Genomic DNA, 22,538 nt, shown 5'->3' on the forward strand with positions numbered 1-22,538 from the left:
CCTATAAAGAGGATCAGATGTATGATAATTACATTGTGTAGAAGTAACTCTGTAAATTTTGGTACAAATCATGAGTGAGAACCAGGCCCTAGAAAAAATCTTCGCCGGCGCCCGCCTGCGCCGCCTGCGGCGCGAGCGCGGCCTGACCCAGGCCGAAGCCGCCGAAGCCCTGGGCCTGTCCGCCAGCTATCTCAACCTGCTGGAACGCAATCAGCGCCCGGTCACGGCCCGCGTCCTTCTCTCACTCGCCGACGCTTTCGATGTCGATGTGCGCGCCTTTGCCAATGAGAGCGACCGCCAGCTGATCGCCGATCTGCAGGAAGCGGCCGCGGACCCGGTCCTGTCCGGCATGGAAATGGACCGGATGGAGCTGTCGGAATTTGCCGACGCCCAGCCGCGTGCGGCCGAAGCCTTTGCCCGCCTCTTCCACGCTTTCCGCGAAGTGAATGCCGCCACGGCGGACCTGGCCACACGCATGGCCGGCCCTGGCGCGACCTCCGGAGGACCGGGAGCCGTGCTGGAAAGCGTGCGGGACGCGCTGGATGCCCGTCAGAACCATTTCCCCGAACTGGAAGAGGCCGCAGAAGCCCTGAGTCAGCGGATCGGGCTGAAGCCCCGCAATCGTGATCGCATCCTGTCGGACTATCTGCAGAGCCAGCACGGTTTCACCGTGCGTGTCCTGGACGAGGAGATCATGGCCGGCGCACGGCGCCGGCTGGATTTCCACGGACGCCGCCTCCTCCTGTCCGAGGCCCTGGCCCCTGGCTCACGCGCCTTCCACATGGCGGTGGTCCTCGCGACACTGGAACTGGGTGACACGCTGGATGCACTGACCGAGGCCGCCAAGCTGGAGGCCCCGGAAGCAAAGAAGCTCTACCGTGTTGGCCTGGCCAATTATTTCGCTGGCGCCGCCCACATGCCCTATGCCGCCTTCCTCAAGCATGCGGAAGAGACGCGCTATGACATCATCCGCCTGCAACGGCGTTTCGAGGTTTCCTATGAACAGATCTGCCACCGGCTGACGACATTGCAGCGCCCCGGTGAGCGCGGTCTGCCCTTCTTCATGATCCGGGTGGATGCGGCGGGCAATGTCTCCAAACGCTTTGGCGGCGGCATCATGCCCTTTGCCCGCGCCGGCGGCGGCTGCCCGAAATGGAATCTCTATGACGCCCTGCGCACACCGGAACGCATCCTGGCCCAGCGGTTCGAATTGCCGGATGGCGCCTCCATGCTCTCCCTCGCCCGCGGCCAGGTCAGCGCCGCGCCGGCCGGCCAGCCGCCGGTGATCCACGCCATCGCCCTGGGCTGCGACTGGGAGCATGCCGGGCGCATTGTCCACGCCGACACAATCGCCGAGGCGGAAGCCGCACCGGTGGGAATTGCTTGCCGCCTCTGCGACCGGGAAAACTGCGCCCAGCGCGCCTTCCCGCCCATGAACCGCAAACTCGTCCTGGACGCCCACATGCTGCGCGCCTCCCCCTACGCCTTCAACGAGGATTAGGCACAAAAAAGGGCTCCGCAAGCGGAGCCCTTTCCTGTTCTGACAGAGCGCGCAACCCGGTGCGCTGCCCTGCCCTATTCGGCGTGACCTGCCACAGCCTGGACATAGGCGGTACGGACATCCTGGTGCTTGACCAGGTCGAGTTCCTTGGCGATTTCCTCGTCCTGCTTGGCCAGGACATCGAGATCCTGGTCGGCATAGTGGAGCACGCCCATATCGGCATAGGCCTTCTGGATCTTCGGACCCCACAGGCCGATATCCTTCACCACCGGCACGATGCGCTGGAAGAGGAGTGTGCGGAAGAGCTTGTTCATCTCGGAGTTTTCCGCCCACTCGATGCATTCCTCGACCGGCAGGCCCATGACTTCATAGACTTCCCGGGCCTGGAAGCGGTCGCGCATGTGATAGCAGGCCTCGACCAGGAATTCCTCGCGCTCATCGCGCTCGGCCTGGGTCAGGTGCGGATAATAGTCACGCAGGGACAGACGACCGAAGGCCACATGGCGGGCCTCGTCTTCCATCACATAGGCATTGACCATTTTGGCCAGCGGGTTCTGGGCCAGGTCGCGGATCGTACCGAAAGCGGCCAGAGCCAGACCTTCAATGACGACCTGCATGGCCAGATAGGTGAAGTCCCAGCGGCTATCGCGCAGGGCCTCATCGACCAATTGACGCAGCGGTTCGGTCATCGGATAGGCGACGCCGAACTTCTTCATGAGATTCTTGTAGGCCTCGACATGGCGGGCCTCGTCCATCACCTGGGTGGCTGCGTAGAATTTGGCGTCCAGATCCGGCACCGATTCCACGATTTTGGCAGCACAGATCAAGGCCGCCTGCTCACCCTGCATGAATTGGGAGATGTTCCAGGACTGGGCGTGACGGCGGAACTCGATGCGTTCCTTCTTCGTCATCTTGTCCCACATGGGAGAGCCGTGCAGCGCAATACCTTCATCGGGCAGCTGCATCGGATTCTCGAAATCGAGCTCGAGCGTCCAGTCGATCCGGTTGACCGCATCCCACTGCATGTCCTTGCCCTTTTGGTACAAGTGCATGAGCGTGGACCGGCCTTCGTCATATTCGAAATCGAAGGTGGCGTCGAATTGCTGCGGGATCGACCAGTGCTTGTCGATGTCCGGCATCGGATAGAGTTCGCGAAGCGATGCCATGGCGCTATTCCTCCCCAGGGGCGACCAATCGTTGTCAGGATGAACTTGTTCTTTGGTGAACAATGTTCACATTCACAACGTGATTCAAAATCGCTCGCTTGGCAAGGGAAAACCGACAAATGTGATGAATGTAACGAACAGCGTTCGCTTAAAGCCGCCCACCGGGACAATGCAGCGCGTGTTCACACAGCTCATCCGTGATGTATTTGAAGGCTTCATCGACACTGTCGGTCTTCACCATCAGCTCGACATCCTCCGGACTGATCGTGCCGAACTCGACCATCGCCTCAAAATTCATCACCTTGTCCCAGAACTCCCGCCCGAACAGGATGATCGGCAGGCGTTTGCGCATTTTGCGGGTCTGAAGAAGCGTCAGTGCTTCGAACAATTCATCCATCGTCCCGAACCCGCCCGGCATCAGCACCAGCGCCTTGGCCAGGTAGAGGAACCAGAATTTGCGCGTGAAGAAATAGTGGAATTCCAGGCTCAAGGCCCGCGTCACCCAGGGATTATTCCCCACTTCAAACGGCAGGGAAATGCCCAGGCCGACATTCTCGCCCTGCGCTTCGGAGGCCCCGCGATTGGCGGCTTCCATGATGCCCGGACCACCGCCCGTGCAGATCACGAAACGCCGGCCGCTTTCATCGCGCAAATCCTTGGACCATTGGGTCAGCCGATTGGCCAGTTCGCGCGTGGCTTCATAGTATTTGGACATCTCGACACGGCGCTTGGCCGCCTCGACGTCCCCACCCTCTTTCTCACAGGCTGCGAGTGCTTCCTCGGCCTCTTCGCGCGACAGGATGCGGGCGGATCCGTAAAACAGGATCGTGTCCTGGATGCCGTATTCCTCGAATCGCGTCTGCGGCTCGATATATTCCGCCAGCATGCGCACCGGGCGCGCTTCCGGGGAATTCATGAAAGCCTCGTCCTTATAGGCCTTCGGCGGGAATTGCTGGGGTGGTTTTTTCGACATGGCTCGACCGGTTGAAATCTGGACGGCCAGCCACCCTGCGCTCTTTAAGCGCGTGACGCAACAGATTGAGACCTAAGGCTTACTCGGCCGCCTCGGGGGCAGGCGCCGCCGTCTCCTGGCGCGCCTTCCAGCGATCGAGAATCTGCTTCGATGTGGCACGGGATCCATCGGGAGACCAGCCGGGCGGTGCCAGCAGGTACATCAACGCATCCCTGGGGTTCTTGGCCGTCGCCATGTCTTTCACGATCCCCCACCATTCATGCAGGCTGATCTTGATCGGATTGTAGGTGCCCAGGTTTTTCACGATCCCGTAGCGGCAGGCCTCCTCGTCCAGCTCCGGCTGGAAGGTGCCGAACATCTTGTCCCAGATGATGAAGACACCGGCATAGTTCCGGTCGAGATAGAGCGGATTGGTGGCGTGGTGGACGCGGTGGTGCGAAGGCGTGTTCATCACGGCCTCAAACCAGGGCGGCATTTTCCGGATCGCCTCGGTGTGGATCCAGAACTGGTAGATCAGGTTCAAGGAGCCAACAAAGGCGACCATGGCCGGATGGAAACCGATGAAGATCAGGGTCGAACCCAGCCAGAGGAATTTCAGCGTCAGCGGGCTCAGCCAGGGCTGCCTCAACGCCGTGGTCAGATTGTAGTGCTGGGAGGAGTGGTGGACGACGTGATCCGCCCAGAACCAGCGCACGGTGTGCGCCCAGCGGTGCGACCAGTAATACAGGAAATCATCCAGCACGAAGGCCAGGATCCACGCCCACCAGGCAAACCCGATCGTGGTCAGCCGGTGTTCATAGACAAAGACGGCCCACAGGCCGATCGCGCCGCCGAAGATCACGCCGGACACGGTATTGCCGAACCCCATCATCAGGCTGGCGGCGCTGTCATGCGCCTCGAAGCGCGCCTTGCCGGTCATGCGCGAGAACAGCATCTCGGCGAACACCGAGAGCACGAAAAAGGGAATGGCGATCCAGACCGGATCGAAATTCTCGACGAAGGCGGGCGCGTCCATATCCTACCCCTGCAGGGTTTCCAGCCGGCCGGCCCATTTACGGGCCTGTTCGGGCGTCTCGAAAGCAAGGCGCGCCGGCGCAAAGGTGAAATCATTGAGTTTGAGAGCAATCTCGCTGCCCTCGGTCGCCACGGATTTGACGATGCCGGGTTCCAGATAGCGGATCACGAAATCGCTGCCCCGGGCCACCAGCATGGCCAGACGCGGTTGGGTCGCGTCGGAGACCAGGGCACTGCGCCCGTCGGGGGCCATTTCCCCCTCGCCGGCTTCAAACCCGACCGAGTCGGTATCCAGACGCGCGATCGCGTCATCCAGACTGTCCAGCTTGGCGGGCGTGTAGAGCCCCAGCCAGGCATTGACCGCCACCATGGCGGAAATCCCGACAACAGAGCCCAGCAGGACCCAGAGAATGAGCATGTTGGTATCCGCCTCAGAAACGACAGCCAAAACAACAACGGGCGAAGGCTAACCTGCCTTCGCCCGCCGTCAATGTCATTTTTGAACGATGTTCACTAGCCGCGGATGCGGAGCGTCACGCCATAGGTCTGCGGGTCGCCCGGATAGACATTGTAGGACGTACCCAGATAACCGACCGACGGGAAACCACCCTTGGTGTAGTCCTCATCGGTGATGTTGCGGCTCCACAGCTGCAGGGCCCAGCTGTCCGTATCGCTGCCGATCGTGACCGACGCGTTGAACAGGGTGAAGGCATCCTGCATCGCGAACGGACGCGGATCCTGCGAGGTGGTGTGCAGGAATTCGGAGACATAGGTCGCCTCACCGCGCCAGTCGATTTCCCAGCCATTGGACAGGGGCATCGTATAGGTGGCGGTCAGGGCGCCGACGAGTTCCGAATTGCCGCGATCACGACCGGTCAGGTCGTTGAACAGCGCGGTCACACCGGCATCATTGGTCCGCTCATTGCCCAGTTCGCAGAGGGCGAAGTTCGGATCACCCGCAGCCCACACGCCAACACCGCCGAACCCGTCCGGGCACGGGGCGAATTCATAATCGCCATAGGAGCTGTCGAACAGGTAGGTGAAACCACCCGTGAAGAGCAGATTGTCGACCGGCGACCACTGGCCTTCGAATTCGATACCGGACACATCAATCGAACCGGCATTTTCAAGCGCGAAGCCATTACCGACGAAATTATTGGTCTGGAAGTCTTCGATGGTCTGGTTGAAATAGGCCACCGCATAGACAAAACGATTATCGAAGAGCGTGCCCTTGGCACCGATTTCGAAGCTCTCGGAAATCTCTTCCTCAAACTCGAACACACCGGTAAAGGCCGCATTGGTCGAGACGTTGAAACCGCCCGGCTTGAAGCCCGTTGCGTAGGACGCATACAGGTTCAGCTCGTCCGACACGTCATAGGACAGGATGATATTGCCCGAGAAGTTCGTGTCGTTCCGCGAGGTCGGGAAGTTGCCCGCATTGACCGGCGGGAAGTTCTGGAAGGCCGTGAAGCCCAGCAACGGGTTCAGCGCCGTACCGGCGAAAATGGCCGGGAGCGGGCTGGTCGGGTCGATCGGGGACCCGTCCGGATACAGCGTCAGGCCCTGGCCCAGAAGCAGGGTCGGAACCAGATAGGCACAGGCATCACCGCCCACGATCGGGAACAGGCCCGGATCACAGGTCGCCGGCGAAACCAGACGCAGGTCCTGGCCCAGATCCACGAAGGAGAAGGCCGAGAGCGGATCCGGCTGGTCGATGGAGGTCACCATCTCCTTGCTTTCATCCGAGTAACGGCCACCCACGGTCAGGGTGAACTGGTCCGTGAAGTGGAAGTCGAGCTGACCGAAGACCGACCAGGCTTCGGTGTCGTACTGGTATTGCTCGGAGATCAGGCCATGGCTGGTCGCCACGAAACCTTCAGCCGGGACACCCGGCAGAGCGGCATTGCCCGACGGCAGCGGCACGAAATTGCCGACACCGGCCGCCGCATTCATGTTCAGGAAGATCTCGAGCAGGCTCACACCACCCGTACCGGCCGGCAGGCCCAGGCCTGCAACGATCGGTGCGACCGACGGCGCGGACGCGGCGTCGAAGAAGGTGCGGGCATCGGCGCCGTAGGGCGTCGTGTTCGCGAAGTTCAGATCATTGCGGTAGTAGAAGGCACCGCCCATCCAGTCCATGAAGTTGTCGCCCGTGGAGGTCACGCGGAACTCCTGGGTGAAGCTTTCATAGCTGTTCATGATGTTGCGAATGCTGACCAGGTCGAGATCGGAGAAGTCCGCGTCGAAATTCTGGTCTTCATCATAGGTGCGGAAAGCCGTGATCGAGGTCAGGGTGAAGGCATCGAAATCATGGTTGATTTCAGCCGAGATACCCTGGGTCACGAGCTGCGTGTTCAGGTCGCCGTCAATGGCGATACGGTCGCCACCATCCGGATCGGCCGGAACCGCGGTACCGCCCAGGCCCACCAGGGCGCCGAGGTCGATCGGGTCGTAATAGCCAAACGGCGCCGCGCAGCAATTCTCATCGATATTGCCATAGTCGGCGATGATGCGGACTTCCGTGGCATCGCCCGGATTCCACAGCAGCTGACCGCGCCAGGAGTGACGGGCGCGATTATTGGCCATGCGGCCGTCTTCGATTTCGATATAGCCGTCATTCTGGTGCATCGTGCCGTCAAGACGGATCGCCATCGTGTCATTCAGCGGGCCGGTGACGGAGGCGCGCGCCAGACGCATGCCGTAATTGCCGGCGCTGATCTCACCGACATAGCCGAATTCGAATTCCGGCTCCTGCGTGATCACGGAGACCACGCCGGCCGGCGTATTGCGGCCGAACAGGGTGGATTGCGGGCCACGGATCACTTCGACGCGCTCAACCGACAGGAGGTCGTTGATCGCGGAACCGGAGCGCGGACGGTAGACACCGTCGATGAACACGCCGACAGACGGTTCCAGACCCGGGTTGAAGCTCGACGTACCAATGCCGCGCAGATTGAATTCCGTATTGGTGGAGGTCGCGAATTCCGAAACGCGCAGCGAGGGGACCAGGGTCTGCAGGTCAGCCGCATCGCGGATCTGGGATTGCTCGATCTGTTCGCCCGTTACAGCAGCCACCGATACCGGGGTGTCCTGCAGGGTCTGCTCACGCTTCTGCGCCGTCACGGTGATGACGTCGACTTGCGCCATTGCACTGGTGGCCCCGATAAGACCAGCCAGAATTGCGGTCGTACCCAGCACGGCCGCCTTGTTGAATTTACTCATGGATTTCTCCCCTCTAAACGCGGGTTTTTTTTGCCAACCGTTCCGCGTTGGTATCCGATATATGAACACCGCTCGCGGAAATTGTCAGCCGCTTTATCCCAAATCCCGAAAAAACCCGGCCTATTGATGCACGTAATCCTCACACACGGGTAAAGACGCGCCGCGCCAAACACCTCTTTTCAATACGTGCATCTCTGCTAGGCTGCCCGGTGAACAGCGTTCAAAAAAGCTGTCACTGGGGAGAAAAATGAAGAAAATTATCATGGGGTTGGTCGCCCTTGCCGTGGCCGTGGGCCTGGCGGGAGCGGGCTGGTTCTACCGGCCCTGGTCGGAATATTCACCCGCCGAGATACAGGCGGCCACGCAACCGGACCGCTTGCCGGAGACCTTCCGGAACATGGCGGACGTATTTCCCTACAGAGAGATTCATCCCGCCGAATCGGCCCAACCCCTGCCCCGCCGGATTGCGCCTGCGACGGTGAGCTACAGCTTTGACGGAACCACCCGTCCCGTCGATGACTGGCTCGCGGAATCGCGCTCGACAGGGCTCATGGTCCTGCACAATGGCGAGGTCGTTTACGAGAACTACCTGCTGGGCTCGACGCCTGACACACGCCACACATCCTGGTCGGTCGGCAAGAGTTTCGTGGCCACGCTGATCGCCATGGCGATGGAAGACGGCCGCATCGCCAATCTCGACCAGACCGCCGAAATGTTCGCGCCGCAATATGCCGGCAGTGATTTCGGTGCCACCACGCTGCGCCACCTTTTGATGATGTCGGCCGGCATGGATTTCGAGGAAGACTATGATGCTCCCGATTCCGATATCCGGCGTCTCTTCCTGGGCGCCAATATCTACGGCCAGAATATCGACACGCTCGTCGCCGATATCGAACGCAATCGTCCGGCCGGTGAAGACCTTCACTATGTCTCGGCCAATACGCAGGTTCTCTCTGCCGTGGTCCGCGGCGTCTGGAACGCCCCGCTCGCCACGGTGATGGAACAGGAAATCTGGCAACCGCTGGGCATGACGGGCGACGCCTATTGGAACCAGAACATTCCGGGCGAGAACGGTATGGCGATTGGCTATTGCTGCCTCAATGCCACGCTGGAAGACTATGCTCGCTTCGGTCAGTTCTACCTGCAGGACGGGGTTTGGAATGGCACGCGGCTGCTGCCGGAGGGCTGGGTGCAGAGCGCCACTCGCCCGAATGCCGATTTCCAGGAACCCGGCCCTGATGGCGTCTATGACCATCGCGGCTATGGCCTGCATTTCTGGGTGCCGGAGGGCTATGACCAAGAATACTTCATGGCCGGTGTCTACGGCCAATATGTCTGGGTGGATGAACGCCGCAATATCGTGATCGCCCGCACCGCAGCGGACACGCAATGGGGCGAACGCTTGGCCGAATCCATCGCCGCCATGCGCGCCCTCTCCGCCCATTTCGGAGATCCGATCGAAACCCCTGCCCCGCAGGACAATGCCGAGGCCCAGGGAGGCGAGAATGAGTAATACCGAGTTTGATTATATCGTCTGTGGCGCCGGGTCGGCCGGCTGTACCGTCGCCGAACGCCTGTCGCGTGATCCTTCGGCCAGCGTCCTCGTCCTGGAAGCGGGCGGATCCGACAATAGTCCGATCATCCGCACACCCATGCTGCTGCAATACGCGGTGACCGGCGAACAGTTCAACTGGGGTTATTGGACCGAGCCGCAAAAGCATCTCAATGACCGCAAACTCCTCTGGCCGCGCGGCAAGACACTGGGCGGGTCCTCTTCGATCAACGCCATGCATTACATGCGCGGCGCACCGGAGAATTATGATGAGTGGGAAAGCGCCTATGGCGCGGAAGGCTGGAACTGGAAGTCCGCCCTGCCCGCCTTCAAGGAAGTCCAGCACCAGACCCGTGGCGAGAGCGAGCTGCACGGAACGGGCGGTCCGCTCTGGGTGCAGGACATCGAAAAGCTGAACCCGCTGACCGAGGACTTCTTCAAGGCCGCGGACCAGCTTCAGTACAAACGCAATGACGACTTCAATGGCCCCCAGCAGGAAGGCTTTGGCCCCTACCAGGTCACGCAGCGCGGATACAAGCGCTGTTCGGCCGCGGATGCCTTCCTCCGCCCGGCCCTGGAGCGCGAGAACTGCTCCGTCCAGACCGGTGCCATGGTGCGCCGGGTCATCATCGAGAACGGCCGCGCCACCGGTGTGGAAGTGGAGATCGAGGGCGAGGTCAAAACGCTCAATGCCCGCAAGGAAGTGATCCTGTCAGGCGGCGCGATCAACTCACCGCAAACCCTGCTCCTGTCCGGCGTGGGGCCGGCCAATGAGCTGCGCGAGGCCGGTGTCTCTGTCGAGCATGACCTGCCCGGCGTCGGCAAGAATCTGCAGGACCATCTGGATGTCACGGCCCAGGTCTGGACGAAATCCGCGACCTCGATCGGCAATTCCCTGCGCTCACTGCCCCAGCACATGTATATGGTCGCGCGTTGGGCGCTGAAGGGCGATGGCCCCTTCACGCACAATCCGGTCCAGGGCGGTGCCTTCATCAAGTCCGCCTATGCGGAGAACGATCTTCCCGACCTGCAACTGGTCTTTATTCCGGCCATTTCCAACGCTCACGGCATGGAAAAGGCCCGGGGCCACGGCGTCACGCTCCACGTGTGCCAGCTCTATCCCAGAAGCCGCGGCGAGATTACCCTCAAGACAACGGATCCCAATGATCACCCGGCGATCCAGCCCAATTATCTTGAGGACGAGTTCGATCTCGATGTTTTGACCGATGGGCTGGCCAAGGTTCGTGATATCCTCAACGCTCCGGCCTTTGATCATGATCGCCGGGAGGAACGCTTCCCGGGCGCGCATATCACCACCATGGCCGGTCTGCGGGATGATGTCCGGGCCCGGGCCGAGACGCTCTACCACCCGACCTCGACCTGTGCGATGGGTTCGGGCGAGCTTTCGGTGGTGGACAGCCGCTGCCGGGTGAAGGGAATTGAAGGCCTGCGGGTCGTGGATGCCTCGGTCATGCCGCGCCTTGTTGGCGGCAATACCAATGCACCAACCATCATGATCGCCACGCGGGCTGCCGCGATGATCGCTGAAGACAATGCTTAGGGAGACGGATGATGAGTGAAGCCGAAGCCAAGCAAATCGAACGCATGAAGCAAATGCTGGAGGCCCAGAAAGCGGCCTTCAAGGCCGAGCGCCACCGTCCCATCGACAAGCGCAAGGCGGATCTGGACCGCGTCGCCCAGCTGTGCCGGGACAATGCCGAGGCCATCGCAGAGGCGATCAGCCGGGATTTCGGCAATCGCGCCCGCGAGGAAAGCATCATCGCGGAGATCGCCTTCGTCATTCAGGACGTGGCCCACACCAAGAAGCATCTGGCCAAATGGATGAAGACGCGCCGCGTCGGCGTGCCCATGACGCTGATGCCGGGCAAGGCGGAGATCCGCCGCGAGCCCAAGGGCGTGGTCGGCATCGTGGCGCCGTGGAACTATCCCTTCCAGCTGGCCATCGCGCCGCTGGTGGCGGCGCTGGGCGCGGGCTGCCGGGCGATCATCAAACCGTCCGAATACACACCCGCCACGGCAGAGCTGATGAAGACCCTGCTGGCTTCTGCCTTCGAGGAGGACCATGTCGCCGTCATCACGGGTGGTCCGGCCGTGGGCGAGGCCTTTACCGGCCTCAAATTCGATCATCTCTTCTATACCGGCTCGACCCAGGTGGGCCGTCTGGTCGCCAAGGCGGCGGCGGAGAATCTGGTCCCTGTCACGCTGGAACTGGGTGGCAAATCGCCCGCCATCGTCACGCCGGACTATCCGCGCGACAGTGCCGCCAAATCCATCGCCTGGGGCAAGTTCTTCAATGCCGGCCAGACCTGTGTCGCCCCGGATTATGTGATGACGCCCAAGGGCTCGGAAACCGCGATGGGGGAAGCGATTGTCTCCGCCGTCCAGCACCAATTCCCCGATGCCTCCACCGATGACGCCTATACCGCCATCGTCTCGGACCGGCATTATGAGCGGCTCAATGCGATGATTGACGAGGCCCGCAAGGGCGGCGCCACCGTGCTGCAGCCGGAGCATGATGCCCAAGCCGCCCAGGCCGCCCGCAAGATCCCGCCGACCGTGCTGATCAATCCGCCGGCCGATTCAAAAGTGATGAGTGAGGAAATCTTCGGCCCGGTCCTGCCGGTGATCGGCTATTCCGAGCTCGACAGCGCCATTGGCTATGTCACCGACCGCGACCATCCGCTGGCGCTCTATGTCTATTCCACGGACAAGGTCCAGGCCCAGCGCGTGCTGGATGCGACCCAGTCGGGCGGTGCCGGTGTGAATATCAACCTCCTCCACCTCTCCGTCCCCGACCTGCCCTTCGGCGGGATCGGTGCGTCGGGCCAGGGCGCCTATCACGGCAAGGACGGGTTCGACACTTTCACCCATGACCGCTCAGTCTTCTCCACCGGCAAATGGCACCCCTCACGCCTGCTGGCGCCGCCCTATGGGAAACTGTTCGAGCGGATTTCGAAGAAGCAGCTGAGTTAGGGCAAGCCGCAGGCACCCCTTCTCCCCCACAGGGGAGAAGGTGGCGCGCATGCGCCGGATGAGGGGCAGAGGGACATGTACCTTGGGTACGTGTCCCGGAGAAAACCGCGCAGCGAATGCCTTTGGATACCCCTTCCCAGGACACGTACCCAAGGTACATGTCCCTCGCAGCGCGCCCAACTTATCCCCACCCTCAAAACCTCAGGCACAATACAGGCGACTTCCGGGAAGAGAGGCGCGAGCTCAGTCCCTTGTGCCCGGAGGTTTGCGGAGCCTGTCCGCGCGAGGGGGTGACATCCCGAGCTCCGGCAGGGCGTCCGGCCCGGTCTGACGGCACTAAACGCCCGACCTGAGTACCGGCCGGATTGGAAACGGGGGCGAGAGCGTTCGGGAAATCTCCGCGTGCGGGAGGCAAGTGCCTGTCACACACACTTAGAAAACATGCCGGCAGGCAGTCGCCGGCCTCCCGCACACCTCTCATACCGCCAGGCGGAAACGCCGTGGCGCTGAACGCCGTGAAACACAAATGCATTTTCCCCGGACTTGTTCCGGGGCCAACCGAAGGCGCCGCACCCTCATCCGATGAAAAGACGGAACACCCTGTCGGCCCCGGGACTGCGCCCGGGGAAAATGAAGTTCTGAGGCATCCATCCTGGATGACAATCAGACGCTCTTCTTCAGGAGAAAGAGGCCCCATACCCCGCACCCACCGCATTTTTTTCGGACTTGTTCCGGGGCCAACCGAAGGTGCCGCATCCTCATCCGATGAAAAGGCGGCACGCCCCGTCGGCCCCGGGATTTCGCCCGGGGGAAAAGGAGATGGAAGCCCTCCTGCACATCTCCACCCCCGCCCTCAGCCAGCAGCGATATACTCGCACCAGATTCGCAATCGAGGACCTGTCCCATGTCGCTTCCGCTCTCCGGCAAGAAAGCCCTGATCACCGGTTCCAGTCATGGTGTCGGTCTGGCGTCGGCGCATCTGTTTGCGGCGCAGGGGGCGGATGTGGTCTTGCATGGCAATGCCAATATGGCGGATGCGGATGCTGCGGTGCAGGCCATCGGTCCCAAGGCGCTCGGCGCCGTCCAGGCGGACCTCTCCCAGCCCGGGGCGGGGCGAGACCTTTACGAGAAAGCGCTCCATCTCGCCTCCGGCCAGCTGGACATCATCGTCAATAATGCGGGCATCCACTGGGCCACGCCGCTGGACAGCAGCGATGCGGAGTGGGAGGCGAATTGGGCGGTGACGCTGCAGGTCAATCTGATGGCCGTGGCGGATATCTGCCGGGCCGCCATTCCGGAAATGGTCGCCTCGGGTGGCGGCTCGATCATCAATATTGCCAGCCGGGCCGGCTATCGCGGCGAGGACCGCAATCACATGGCCTATGGCGCCTCCAAGGGGGCCCTCCTCTCCCTCACCAAGACGATTGCGCGGCAATGGGGCAGTGACGGCATTTATGCCTATGCCCTGGCGCCAGGCTGGATCGACACGCGGATGGGACCGCAACATGAGGAAGACCGGGCCCGGGCCAAGGCGGAGATCCCGATCGGCGATCTCGCCCAGCCCGAAGAGATCGCCGCCATGTGCGCCTTCCTCGCCTCCGGTGCCTGCCGCAGCGCGACCGGCTCCTGCATCGACATCAATGGCGCGAGCTATGTGCGCTAGCTAGTCCTGTGCCTAGTCGTCATCCTGCTGCCCCATCCGGGCAGCCAGGAAATCTCCTGCGACGATGACCAGGACAAACGCAATGCTGACGACGAAACGGCCTTGCGTCTCATCGCCCAGCCAGCCCTGAGTTTCGGCAATCCGGCTGCCCAGGGCGGAGATCAGCAGTGCGCCACCACCCACCATGGAGGCCCGCACAGCGGCCGTGCCGCGTTTCGAACCCGTACGGCCCCGGATGCGGGCCACGGTCTGCATGAAAAAGGCGGCGAAGGGCAGGAAGATGATGGCGATCAGGGCCACCGGCCAGCTGGACGGATCAACGACAAGAAGCGCAATGGCACAGGTCAGAATGAGCCCGGCCACCAGGACCACAACGCCCGAAAACACTTTCATTCAAGACTCCCCAGCCGCCGCGTCCTGCCGGGTGACAGGATCGATTCCTGTCACCCTTAGCAGCTTCCGTCCGGGAACCGGAAATGGCGAGCGTCAGGGCATGCCGGAGGCCCGTTCCGCCGTTGCGGCCAGGAAGGCCCTCACCCGACCGGCCATCTCGTCATGACCGTGCGCGTCCAGCTGACTGGCCAGCTTGCCCAGAATGGCATCGCTGGGCAGGTCATGGGCCGCAACGCCGCCGGACAGGAAAGCACTCGTACTGGCATCCGCCGAGATAGCCCAGTGTGCCTCATCGGCAGCATCGATCAGGGCGACGGCATCGATCTGTGGCCAGCCCGGCGTCTGAGCTGTTTCCAGTTCCAGACGGACAGTGTCAGGACCGGTGCCACCTGCGAGGGCAAAGCGGACAATCGGTGCCCCGGCCTCAGAGGTCAGCCGCACGGCCGCCCCCGCATCGAGCACCACACCGGAGCTCAACCGCACCGACTGCAGCGCGTCGGGGATCTGGGTAAAATGGATGTCGAGATAGCGCGCATCGGCCACGGCCGGAAAGCCCAGCTCCAGCCATTCCGCACCGGCATCCGCCGTGGCGGGGGCCCAGGCGAGCGATGTCTCTCCGACGCCGCCATCCGGCTCGCCCAGAGCCTGGAAATCCGCAGCGCTGGCAACCGGCGCCCGGCTCATGTCCAGCGCATCCCGATAGTCGCGTGCCGCCTCGACACCAACCGTATTGAGCGCCGACAGGAAGTCATCCAGTGGCGTGGGCGGAATGGCCGCGGACTCAGGACTGCCCAGCTCGGTGATGTAGATCACGCCCAGCAAGAGGCCGACCGAGCCGGACCGTCCGGCCCGCGTATTGTTTTGCACGGATGCGGCAAACACGTCCGCTTCCAGATTGTCGATCATCAGCAGGGACAGATAGCCATCCGATGCGCCGGTCGCCGCCCAGGCATAGGACTCATCCCCCAGGCCCACACGCATCCAGCCCATGGAATTGGTGCCGTCCGAGCCCGGCGCCTCGATCCCGGCCAGCATGATGGCAAGACTGTCGACAGAAAGGAGTTCCTCATGCTCCAGCGCCTGGCCGAACCGGACCAGATCGCGGGCCGTTGAGAAAATCCCGCTCGCGCCGGGCAGACCGCCTCGGAAACTCGTCGGGTCGACCGGCACGCGGCTGACCAGGTCGGGCATGTCCAGACCAACGGCCAGAAGCTCCGGATCACCCGGAAGACCATAACTGGTAGCCGCCAGGCCCGCTGGCGTCAGGATGCGATCCTGCAGCAGGTCGGCATAAGTTTCACCCGTGGCGCGTTCCAGCACCAGGGCCAGGAGCGCATAGCCAGAATTGGAATAGTTATAGAGCTCGCCGACAACGGATTGCGGCCCGACGGAATTGAGAGCCTCGATCATCGCCTCGGGCGAGTTATCCGCCCCACCCAGCGCTTCGGTATGATCGCGCATCAGGCCGCTGGTGTGTTCCAGCAAATGCCGGAGAGTGACATCCCCGTATTGCTCTGCATCCAGCTCCGGAATCCAGCGCGCGGCCGGATCCTCCAGCGACAGCTCGCCCCGCTCCATCGCGCCCAGCACCAGCGTCGCCGTGAAGGCCTTGGTGATGGAGGCAATGTGGAAACGCATGTCCGGCGTATTGGCCCGGCTCTGCTCCACATCAGCATGGCCATAGGCCCGGTCGATCAGCGGCCCGTCTGCCGACACGATATGGATGGCACCTTCATACTGGCCGCTCTCGACCAGTTCGGCCATGAAGGTCTCCAATTGCGCCGGCACCGGCTCCGGCTCGCTGGCGGCAGCCGCCTGCAGGCCCAGAGCCAATCCGAGCATTGTCCCGATCATCATCACCTGTCCCCTTCCCTGATAACGGGAAAGGGATGCATCCGGCGATGAAACCGGATGCGTCCGTGGGATTAAATCTTGGACAGGCTATTCCGCCGCGACGGCCGCATGTTGACCCGCGCGATACAGCGTACCCGGACGGGCACCGGTGAGTTGGCCCTTTTCCATCACGACTTCACCGGACACGAGCGTGACGTCATATCCGCGCGCACCCTGCAGGAGACGCTGACCGCCGGCGGGCAGGTCCTGCTCCATGTGCGGCGGTTCGGACTGGAGCTGGTCGAGATCAATGACATTGATGTCGGCCTTGAGCCCTTCACGCAGATAGCCGCGATCCTTCATGCCCAGATAGTCGGCCTGACGGCCGGTCAGCATGTTGACCACGGTGGGCAGGTCCAGCTTGCGGCCGCGTTTGCGGTCGCGAGTCCAGTGGGTGAGCATGTAGGTCGGCATGGAGGCATCGCACACCGTGCCAACATGGGCACCGCCATCGGACAGGCCGTAAAGCGCTTGGGGGTGCTCCATCATCTTGAGCACATTGTCGTAATTGAGCTCGGTGTAATTATAGAGCGGCAGATAGATGAGCTCGTGACCCTCGCGTTCCAGCAGGGTGTCATAGATCATCTCCATCAGCGGCACGCCCTTCTCCCGGGCCCGAGCGGCGAGCGAATTTTCCGGCGGCTGTTCATAGTCCGGCGGATCGCCCAGCTGGAAGAATTTCTCCGCCACGAACTCGATATGCTCCATCAGGAGATCAGCCAGCGGCGGAACGGACGAGCCTGGTCCGGACAGTTTGTCAGTCTTCTCGGCCAGGACTTTCGCCTTGAATTCCGGATCCTTCATCTTCGCGACCCGCTCTTCCAGGGAGAGGTGCGCGATCGTCTTGTAGGTCGGATAGCCCATGAAGGGGTGGAAGGTGCAGTTGAAGCCCAGGAAGACACCGATGGCGCGCGGCGCGACCTGCATGCGGGCATCCACGCCCTCGGCTTTGAGCTTCTCGGTACGCTCGATCAGTTTAAGCCATTGATCCGGCGCGAAATCCCGCTGCATCAGGGAGAAGGAGAAAGGCCGGCCGGACGCCTTGGCGTAGTCGGCGATAATCTCCCATTCCTCGTCGAAATCCTGCTCGCCCCGCTCCAGATTGAAATCGGAGACAGCCTGAACGACGCCGAAATCGAGCCCGTCAAATGCCTTGGCAATACCGGTGAGTTCCTCGCGCGTGGATTCCGAGGACGGGGTCCAGTCCCCGTCGGAGGTCTTGTGGACATCGGACCGTCCGGTCGCGAACCCGATCGCACCGGCTTCCAGCGCCTCGCGGGTCAGGCGGCGCATCTGGGCAATGTCGTCATCATTGGCCGGCTCGGAGAAGACAGCGCGATCACCCATCACATACATGCGCAGCGGATCATGCGGCAGCATGGCCGCGATATCGATCGTGCGCGGGATTTTCGCCAGCGCATCGAGATAGTCGGGGAAGCTTTCCCAGTCCCAGGTCAGGCCTTCATGGAGCGCCGTGCCGGGAATATCCTCCACGCCTTCCATCAGCTTGATCAGCTTGTCATGGTCGGTCTCGCGGACCGGGGCGAAACCGACGCCGCAATTGCCCATGATGGCCGTGGTGACGCCATGATCGATGGAAGGACGCAGCTCGTCATCCCAGCTCGCCTGGCCGTCATAATGCGTGTGAATGTCGATGAAACCCGGCGTGACGATCTTGCCGGTGGCGTCGATCGTCCGCGCCGCCTCGCCAAGATCCGAACCGATGGCGGCAATGCGCCCGTCCTTGACGGCAATATCCGCGACACGGCCCGGCGCACCGGACCCATCATGCAGGATTCCGCCTGTGATTTTCAGATCATACATGGTCTGACCTCCCCGTTCTGGTTGTTATCCCGCACCTCTTTTGGGCGCGTGTTTCAGGATGATTTCACTGTCCGCCAATCGAGCAGCCGGAACAAGCCGACAAGTGCGCTTCCCGCAATCAGGTGCCACAAACTCCACATGCCGGTGATGGCGGCGGCCCCGCCGAGCCCCTCGAACTGGCTGAGTAGGATGAGCAGGCCAAGACCGGAATTCTGGATCCCGACCTCGAAAGTCAGCGAGCGACGATGCGGTCCATCAAGCCGCATCAGCCGGCCGGACAGATTGCCCAGGCCGAAGGCGGCGGCATTATGAATGACGGTGAGCGGGATGATGATGGCGCCGGACAGGACGATGATCGTCCAATTGGTCGCGGCACCGACCACAATGAGAACGGCTATCCCGATCATGGCGAGCGGCATGAGGACCTGGCGGATCCGCGCCGCCGGCCCGGGAAAGCGCGCCGCCACCAGCATGCCGGCCACCAGGGGAATCGCCAGCAGGCCGACCGTCTGCGTGATGAAGGGACCCGGCTGGACATCAAGACGGTCGATTAGGCTTGCGGTCGGGCCGTAGACCGAGCACCAGACGAAGATCGAGACCGGCGTCAAAACGGCAGAAATGACGCTGGAGATAGCGGTCAAACTCACCGAATAGGCCGTATTTCCGCGGGAAAACATTGTCAGAAGATTGGAGACATTACCGCCCGGGCAACAGGCGACAACGATCATGCCCAGAGCGATGCTCGCCGGCGGCTGCAACAGGAGAATCAGGCCGAGTGTGAGAATCGGCAGGCCCAGAATCTGGGTCAAAACCCCGCCAAGAACCCGACCCGGGGCATTCCGGACGTTCGAAAAATCACTGACACGCAAGCCGAGCGCGACGGTGAACATCATGCCGACCAGGATGACCGCCATGGCAAGCCGTGTTTGGTCATCAACTATTACCCTGAGGGAATCGATTTCTTCCGGGGTCATAAATCCTCGCCCTATCAACACGTTATAAATTTTTTTCTTTGAACCATTACGAGCCTAGGTCAGATGCAAATGGTTGTCATTCCAATGAGGGGCTCGCCAAAACGGTTCGACCATGTATTCTGTCTGGACATTTTTTTATGCGCAGACCCGCCCGATGAGGGCTAGTCTGTTTGAGTAGACCAGATGAGACCCCGAGGGCCAGGGCCGGGATTTCGTTTGGTTTCGCGTATCAATCCAAAAGGCTACTTGGGCAGTAGCCGTGATTTGGGGGACCTTCGAATGGGTCGGAAACGTTTCGATGAAATGTCGTGCGCTATCGCACAAACCCTGAACCAGGTTGGGGACTGGTGGACGCTGCTGATCGTCCGTGACGCCATGAAAGGCGCTCGCCGTTTTTCAGATTTCCATGAAAGCACGGGAATTGCGAAGAACATCCTGACCGACCGTCTCAACAAGCTTGTCGATAATGGCATCATGGTGCGTGAAGAAGTCGGCGTCCGCGGCCAGCGTCAGGAATATGTCCTGACCGAGCGCGGCGAAGCTCTCTTCCCGATCCTCATGGCCATGCAGCAATGGGGCGACAAGTGGATCTATGGCGATGGCGACGTGCCGATCGAGGTCTTCGATAATCGCACCGGAGAAACGCTGGCTCCCATCCAGGTCGCCAATGAAAGCGGCCAGGAAGTCACGCACCGCGAACTGGGCTCCCGTGAGCGCAGCTCGGGCTCCATGCGCGAGGCTGGCTAACCGCCGCCTCACCGCCTGCCCCCGCTTGGCAGACGCTTCCCGAATCGACATGAACATTGTTCACTCCTAGTCTGAAGCCCTGTAAAAAGGGCTCAGACGGGGAGAGTTGATTGTGAACACGCACCACGCCATGTGGGCACTGGCCGGGTTCAGCCTGGCCGGAATGGCCCTCACCGGATGCGGCGGTCCTGCCGAGCGGGACCTCGCCAGCGCCGACCGCGATTACCAGAGCCAGTTGATCGAACAACTCATCGACGCGCAGCCGGGCGATGTGATCGAGATTCCCGAAGGCGTGTTCGCCTTCGACCGCTCGCTCAGCCTGACGGTGGACGGCGTGACAATTCGTGGCCAGGGCGCAGACCGCACCATTCTCTCCTTCCAGGACCAGGCCCAGGGCGCTGAAGGCCTGCTGGTGACCGCCAGCGATTTCACCATTGAGAACCTCGCGATCGAAGACACGGTCGGCGATGGGCTGAAAGTGAATGAGGGCGAGAACATCATCATCCGCGGCGTGCGTGTGGAATGGACGAATGGTCCGGACACGAATAACGGCGCCTATGGCATCTACCCGGTGCAGACGACGAATGTGCTGGTCGAGAATTCCATCGCCATCGGTGCTGCCGATGCCGGCATTTATGTGGGCCAGTCCCGCAATGTTGTGGTCCGCCGGAACCGGGCGGAACGCAATGTCGCCGGTATCGAGATCGAGAACACGATCGGAGCGGACGTCTATGAGAATGTCGCCACCGAAAACACCGGCGGCATCCTGGTCTTCAACATGCCCAACCTGCCCCAGCCGGGCTATTGGACGCGCGTCTACAACAATCACGTCTTTGCCAACAATACCGGCAATTTCGGCCATGAAGGCACGCCGGTCGCCTCGATCCCGGCCGGATCGGGCATTGTCGTGAACTCCAATGACCAGGTCGAGATTTTCGACAATCAGATCGCCGACAACCGGACCGCCAACATCATCATCTCCTCGCTCCACTCCACGGGCTATTCCGACTACGCCGTGCAGGAGGATTTCGATCCTTATCCCGAAGGCATCCATATCCATGGCAATGCCTTCTCCGGCGGTGGCAATAATCCGGACGGTCTGGATCTGCAGGGCCTGAAGCTTGTCGTCGCCGGCCCGCTCGGCCGAATGCCCGACGTTTTGTGGGACGGGTATTATGACGCGGAGAAAATGGTCGATGGTGAAATGCCGGCCGAACTCCGTATCTGCCTCGACAATGGCGAGGCCGGACTGGTCAATGCGGACGGCCCAAACAGCTATGCCAATCCGTCCGTGGTGACGGATGAACACCAATGCTCACTGCCGCCCCTGCCCGCCGTGGACCTGCCGCTCGCGGCTGAATGATCATGCGGTTCGGACTGATCGCGCTGTCCCTGTTGCTGGCCGCCTGTGGCGGCCCGCGCACGGCGACACCCAGCTTCATCGCAGAAGGCAATCCGCCCCTGCTGAGCGATTGGGGCATGATGGTCTCGGACGGAGCAAGCCTGACCCTGTCGGAGGGCGTCCTGCCCTATGACCTCAACACGCCGCTCTTCTCCGACTACGCACACAAGCAACGCACGATCTGGATGCCCGAGGGGGTCAGCGCGGAATATCGCGAGGGAGACGTCCTGGACTTTCCGGTCGGCACGGTGATCACCAAAACCTTCTACTATCCGCGCGGTGAAACGCCGGGCGAAGTTCTGCAAACCACGTCACGGGCGCCGGGGTGGCGACCGGACGGTCTGGATCTCGCTGACATCCATCTGGTGGAGACCCGGGTTCTTGTTCACCGGGAAACTGGCTGGCTGGCCCTGCCCTATGTCTGGAATGACGCGCAGACGGATGCCGAGCTCCGCCGCGCCGGCGATCTGCAGCATTTCACCCTGGTCAGCGAGGATGGCGAGCGCCAGGCCCTGCCCTATGCCGTGCCCAATGCTAATCAGTGTGCCGGCTGCCATGCCATCAACAACACGACGCGCCAGATCCAGCCGATCGGCCCGGCAGCACGGCATATCAATCGTGACTACGATTATGGTACCGGCACGCAGAACCAGCTCATCGCGCTGGTGAATGCCGGCTATCTGGACGGACACCCTGATCTAGCGGACACGCCGCAAGCGGCCGTCTATACGGATCCGGATGCACCGCTGAATGACCGGGCCCGCTCCTATCTCGACATCAATTGCGCGCATTGCCACAACCCGGTTGGCCCGGCGGACACATCCGGCCTGCACCTCAATGCCGACGCGCCGGAGGGCCCCAATCTGGGCCTGTGCAAACTGCCGATTGCGGCGGGGGGCGGAACCGGCGGACGGCGCTTCGGCATTCAGCCGGGACATCCTGAAGAATCCATCCTGGTCTACCGGCTGGAAATCAATGATCCCGGCTCGATGATGCCGGAGCTGGGACGCAGCGTCCGGCATGAGGAAGGCATCGCCCTGATCACTGACTGGATTGCCCGTATGGAGACGCAGTGCGGCAGTGACGGCTAGTCCTCGCCTGTCACGCGAATTTCTCAATTTTCTTCATTGAGCAGGCGAAGTCTTTGCCGTAGCGTTCCGCCTCCGGACCCAAAACAGAACAACCGGTCCGGACTTCCAAACCACATTTCCAAGGGGGAA

The 22,538-nt window shown here is 61.8% G+C and carries 17 protein-coding genes; 8 read left to right on the top strand and 9 right to left on the bottom strand.

The window, feature by feature from the left end:
* Positions 1 to 70 precede the first annotated feature (70 nt).
* The gene (locus tag I0K07_RS08755; protein ID WP_203292460.1) at positions 71 to 1,501 is read left to right on the top strand and encodes a helix-turn-helix domain-containing protein; all 1,431 of its coding nucleotides are present in this window, start codon (positions 71 to 73) and stop codon (positions 1,499 to 1,501) included.
* Positions 1,502 to 1,575: 74 nt separating this feature from the next.
* Here I0K07_RS08755 and I0K07_RS08760 read toward each other — a convergent pair whose 3' ends face one another.
* The 5 genes from I0K07_RS08760 to I0K07_RS08780 form a co-directional block, all read right to left on the bottom strand.
* On the bottom strand, positions 1,576 to 2,667 hold the full coding sequence (locus I0K07_RS08760; RefSeq protein ID WP_203292462.1) for a ferritin-like domain-containing protein: 1,092 nt from the start codon (positions 2,665 to 2,667) through the stop codon (positions 1,576 to 1,578).
* 148 nt (positions 2,668 to 2,815) lie between these two features.
* Positions 2,816 to 3,640: an LOG family protein gene (locus I0K07_RS08765; RefSeq protein WP_203292464.1), complete on the bottom strand. Its 825-nt coding sequence runs from the start codon at positions 3,638 to 3,640 to the stop codon at positions 2,816 to 2,818.
* Between the two features lie 79 nt (positions 3,641 to 3,719).
* A complete protein-coding gene (locus I0K07_RS08770; protein ID WP_203292466.1) occupies positions 3,720 to 4,655 on the bottom strand; it encodes a sterol desaturase family protein in 936 nt (311 codons plus the stop codon).
* A 3-nt stretch (positions 4,656 to 4,658) separates the two neighbouring features.
* The gene (locus I0K07_RS08775) at positions 4,659 to 5,072 is read right to left on the bottom strand and encodes a hypothetical protein (RefSeq protein ID WP_203292468.1); all 414 of its coding nucleotides are present in this window, start codon (positions 5,070 to 5,072) and stop codon (positions 4,659 to 4,661) included.
* Between the two features lie 95 nt (positions 5,073 to 5,167).
* Positions 5,168 to 7,876, bottom strand: a complete 2,709-nt coding sequence (locus I0K07_RS08780; protein WP_203292470.1) for a TonB-dependent receptor — start codon at positions 7,874 to 7,876, stop codon at positions 5,168 to 5,170.
* Between the two features lie 247 nt (positions 7,877 to 8,123).
* Here I0K07_RS08780 and I0K07_RS08785 point away from each other — a divergent pair, with 247 nt between their 5' ends.
* The 4 genes from I0K07_RS08785 (at position 8,124) to I0K07_RS08800 (ending at position 14,085) form a co-directional block, all read left to right on the top strand.
* Positions 8,124 to 9,389, top strand: coding sequence for a serine hydrolase domain-containing protein (locus I0K07_RS08785; protein ID WP_238934698.1), 1,266 nt, complete (start codon positions 8,124 to 8,126; stop codon positions 9,387 to 9,389).
* A complete protein-coding gene (locus I0K07_RS08790; RefSeq protein WP_203292472.1) occupies positions 9,382 to 10,989 on the top strand; it encodes a GMC family oxidoreductase in 1,608 nt (535 codons plus the stop codon). The genes I0K07_RS08785 and I0K07_RS08790 overlap by 8 nt, the downstream gene beginning before the upstream one ends.
* Positions 10,990 to 11,000: 11 nt before the next feature.
* Positions 11,001 to 12,422, top strand: a complete 1,422-nt coding sequence (locus I0K07_RS08795; protein ID WP_203292474.1) for a coniferyl aldehyde dehydrogenase — start codon at positions 11,001 to 11,003, stop codon at positions 12,420 to 12,422.
* A gap of 904 nt (positions 12,423 to 13,326) precedes the next feature.
* Entirely contained in the window at positions 13,327 to 14,085 is a 759-nt protein-coding gene (locus I0K07_RS08800; protein WP_203292476.1) for an SDR family NAD(P)-dependent oxidoreductase, read from the top strand.
* Positions 14,086 to 14,097: 12 nt separating this feature from the next.
* On the opposite strand, the gene I0K07_RS08805 is transcribed toward I0K07_RS08800, so the two are convergent.
* The 4 genes from I0K07_RS08805 to I0K07_RS08820 all read right to left on the bottom strand — a co-directional run bounded on the left by I0K07_RS08805 (position 14,098) and on the right by I0K07_RS08820 (position 19,169).
* Positions 14,098 to 14,478, bottom strand: coding sequence for a hypothetical protein (locus tag I0K07_RS08805; protein WP_203292478.1), 381 nt, complete (start codon positions 14,476 to 14,478; stop codon positions 14,098 to 14,100).
* 93 nt (positions 14,479 to 14,571) lie between these two features.
* Complete coding sequence (locus I0K07_RS08810; RefSeq protein WP_203292480.1) at positions 14,572 to 16,335, bottom strand: serine hydrolase domain-containing protein; 1,764 nt, start codon at positions 16,333 to 16,335, stop codon at positions 14,572 to 14,574.
* Positions 16,336 to 16,419: 84 nt separating this feature from the next.
* On the bottom strand, positions 16,420 to 18,195 hold the full coding sequence (locus tag I0K07_RS08815; RefSeq protein ID WP_203292482.1) for an N-acyl-D-amino-acid deacylase family protein: 1,776 nt from the start codon (positions 18,193 to 18,195) through the stop codon (positions 16,420 to 16,422).
* A gap of 53 nt (positions 18,196 to 18,248) precedes the next feature.
* The gene (locus tag I0K07_RS08820; protein WP_203292484.1) at positions 18,249 to 19,169 is read right to left on the bottom strand and encodes a bile acid:sodium symporter family protein; all 921 of its coding nucleotides are present in this window, start codon (positions 19,167 to 19,169) and stop codon (positions 18,249 to 18,251) included.
* A gap of 279 nt (positions 19,170 to 19,448) precedes the next feature.
* Here I0K07_RS08820 and I0K07_RS08825 point away from each other — a divergent pair, with 279 nt between their 5' ends.
* From I0K07_RS08825 to I0K07_RS08835, 3 genes are all read left to right on the top strand, one after another.
* Positions 19,449 to 19,916, top strand: coding sequence for a winged helix-turn-helix transcriptional regulator (locus I0K07_RS08825; RefSeq protein WP_203292486.1), 468 nt, complete (start codon positions 19,449 to 19,451; stop codon positions 19,914 to 19,916).
* A gap of 130 nt (positions 19,917 to 20,046) precedes the next feature.
* Positions 20,047 to 21,279: a parallel beta-helix domain-containing protein gene (locus tag I0K07_RS08830; protein WP_203292725.1), complete on the top strand. Its 1,233-nt coding sequence runs from the start codon at positions 20,047 to 20,049 to the stop codon at positions 21,277 to 21,279.
* Positions 21,280 to 21,281: 2 nt separating this feature from the next.
* A complete protein-coding gene (locus tag I0K07_RS08835; protein WP_238934701.1) occupies positions 21,282 to 22,409 on the top strand; it encodes an SO2930 family diheme c-type cytochrome in 1,128 nt (375 codons plus the stop codon).
* Positions 22,410 to 22,538 lie beyond the last annotated feature (129 nt).

The organism is Maricaulis parjimensis (assembly GCF_016817355.1).
GTDB lineage: Bacteria > Pseudomonadota > Alphaproteobacteria > Caulobacterales > Maricaulaceae > Maricaulis > Maricaulis parjimensis.

Bases quoted from the DNA above. Each gene is read 5' to 3' on its own strand.
- I0K07_RS08825 (WP_203292486.1), top strand. From the start codon at position 19,449: ATGGGTCGGAAACGTTTCGATGAAATGTCGTGCGCTATCGCACAAACC.
- I0K07_RS08835 (WP_238934701.1), top strand. From the start codon at position 21,282: ATGCGGTTCGGACTGATCGCGCTGTCCCTGTTGCTGGCCGCCTGTGGC.
- I0K07_RS08800 (WP_203292476.1), top strand. From the start codon at position 13,327: ATGTCGCTTCCGCTCTCCGGCAAGAAAGCCCTGATCACCGGTTCCAGT.
- I0K07_RS08795 (WP_203292474.1), top strand. From the start codon at position 11,001: ATGAGTGAAGCCGAAGCCAAGCAAATCGAACGCATGAAGCAAATGCTG.
- I0K07_RS08820 (WP_203292484.1), bottom strand. From the start codon at position 19,169: ATGACCCCGGAAGAAATCGATTCCCTCAGGGTAATAGTTGATGACCAA.
- I0K07_RS08765 (WP_203292464.1), bottom strand. From the start codon at position 3,640: ATGTCGAAAAAACCACCCCAGCAATTCCCGCCGAAGGCCTATAAGGAC.
- I0K07_RS08775 (WP_203292468.1), bottom strand. From the start codon at position 5,072: ATGCTCATTCTCTGGGTCCTGCTGGGCTCTGTTGTCGGGATTTCCGCC.
- I0K07_RS08790 (WP_203292472.1), top strand. From the start codon at position 9,382: ATGAGTAATACCGAGTTTGATTATATCGTCTGTGGCGCCGGGTCGGCC.
- I0K07_RS08780 (WP_203292470.1), bottom strand. From the start codon at position 7,876: ATGAGTAAATTCAACAAGGCGGCCGTGCTGGGTACGACCGCAATTCTG.
- I0K07_RS08810 (WP_203292480.1), bottom strand. From the start codon at position 16,335: ATGATGATCGGGACAATGCTCGGATTGGCTCTGGGCCTGCAGGCGGCT.
- I0K07_RS08770 (WP_203292466.1), bottom strand. From the start codon at position 4,655: ATGGACGCGCCCGCCTTCGTCGAGAATTTCGATCCGGTCTGGATCGCC.
- I0K07_RS08805 (WP_203292478.1), bottom strand. From the start codon at position 14,478: ATGAAAGTGTTTTCGGGCGTTGTGGTCCTGGTGGCCGGGCTCATTCTG.
- I0K07_RS08755 (WP_203292460.1), top strand. From the start codon at position 71: ATGAGTGAGAACCAGGCCCTAGAAAAAATCTTCGCCGGCGCCCGCCTG.
- I0K07_RS08815 (WP_203292482.1), bottom strand. From the start codon at position 18,195: ATGTATGATCTGAAAATCACAGGCGGAATCCTGCATGATGGGTCCGGT.
- I0K07_RS08785 (WP_238934698.1), top strand. From the start codon at position 8,124: ATGAAGAAAATTATCATGGGGTTGGTCGCCCTTGCCGTGGCCGTGGGC.
- I0K07_RS08830 (WP_203292725.1), top strand. From the start codon at position 20,047: ATGTGGGCACTGGCCGGGTTCAGCCTGGCCGGAATGGCCCTCACCGGA.
- I0K07_RS08760 (WP_203292462.1), bottom strand. From the start codon at position 2,667: ATGGCATCGCTTCGCGAACTCTATCCGATGCCGGACATCGACAAGCAC.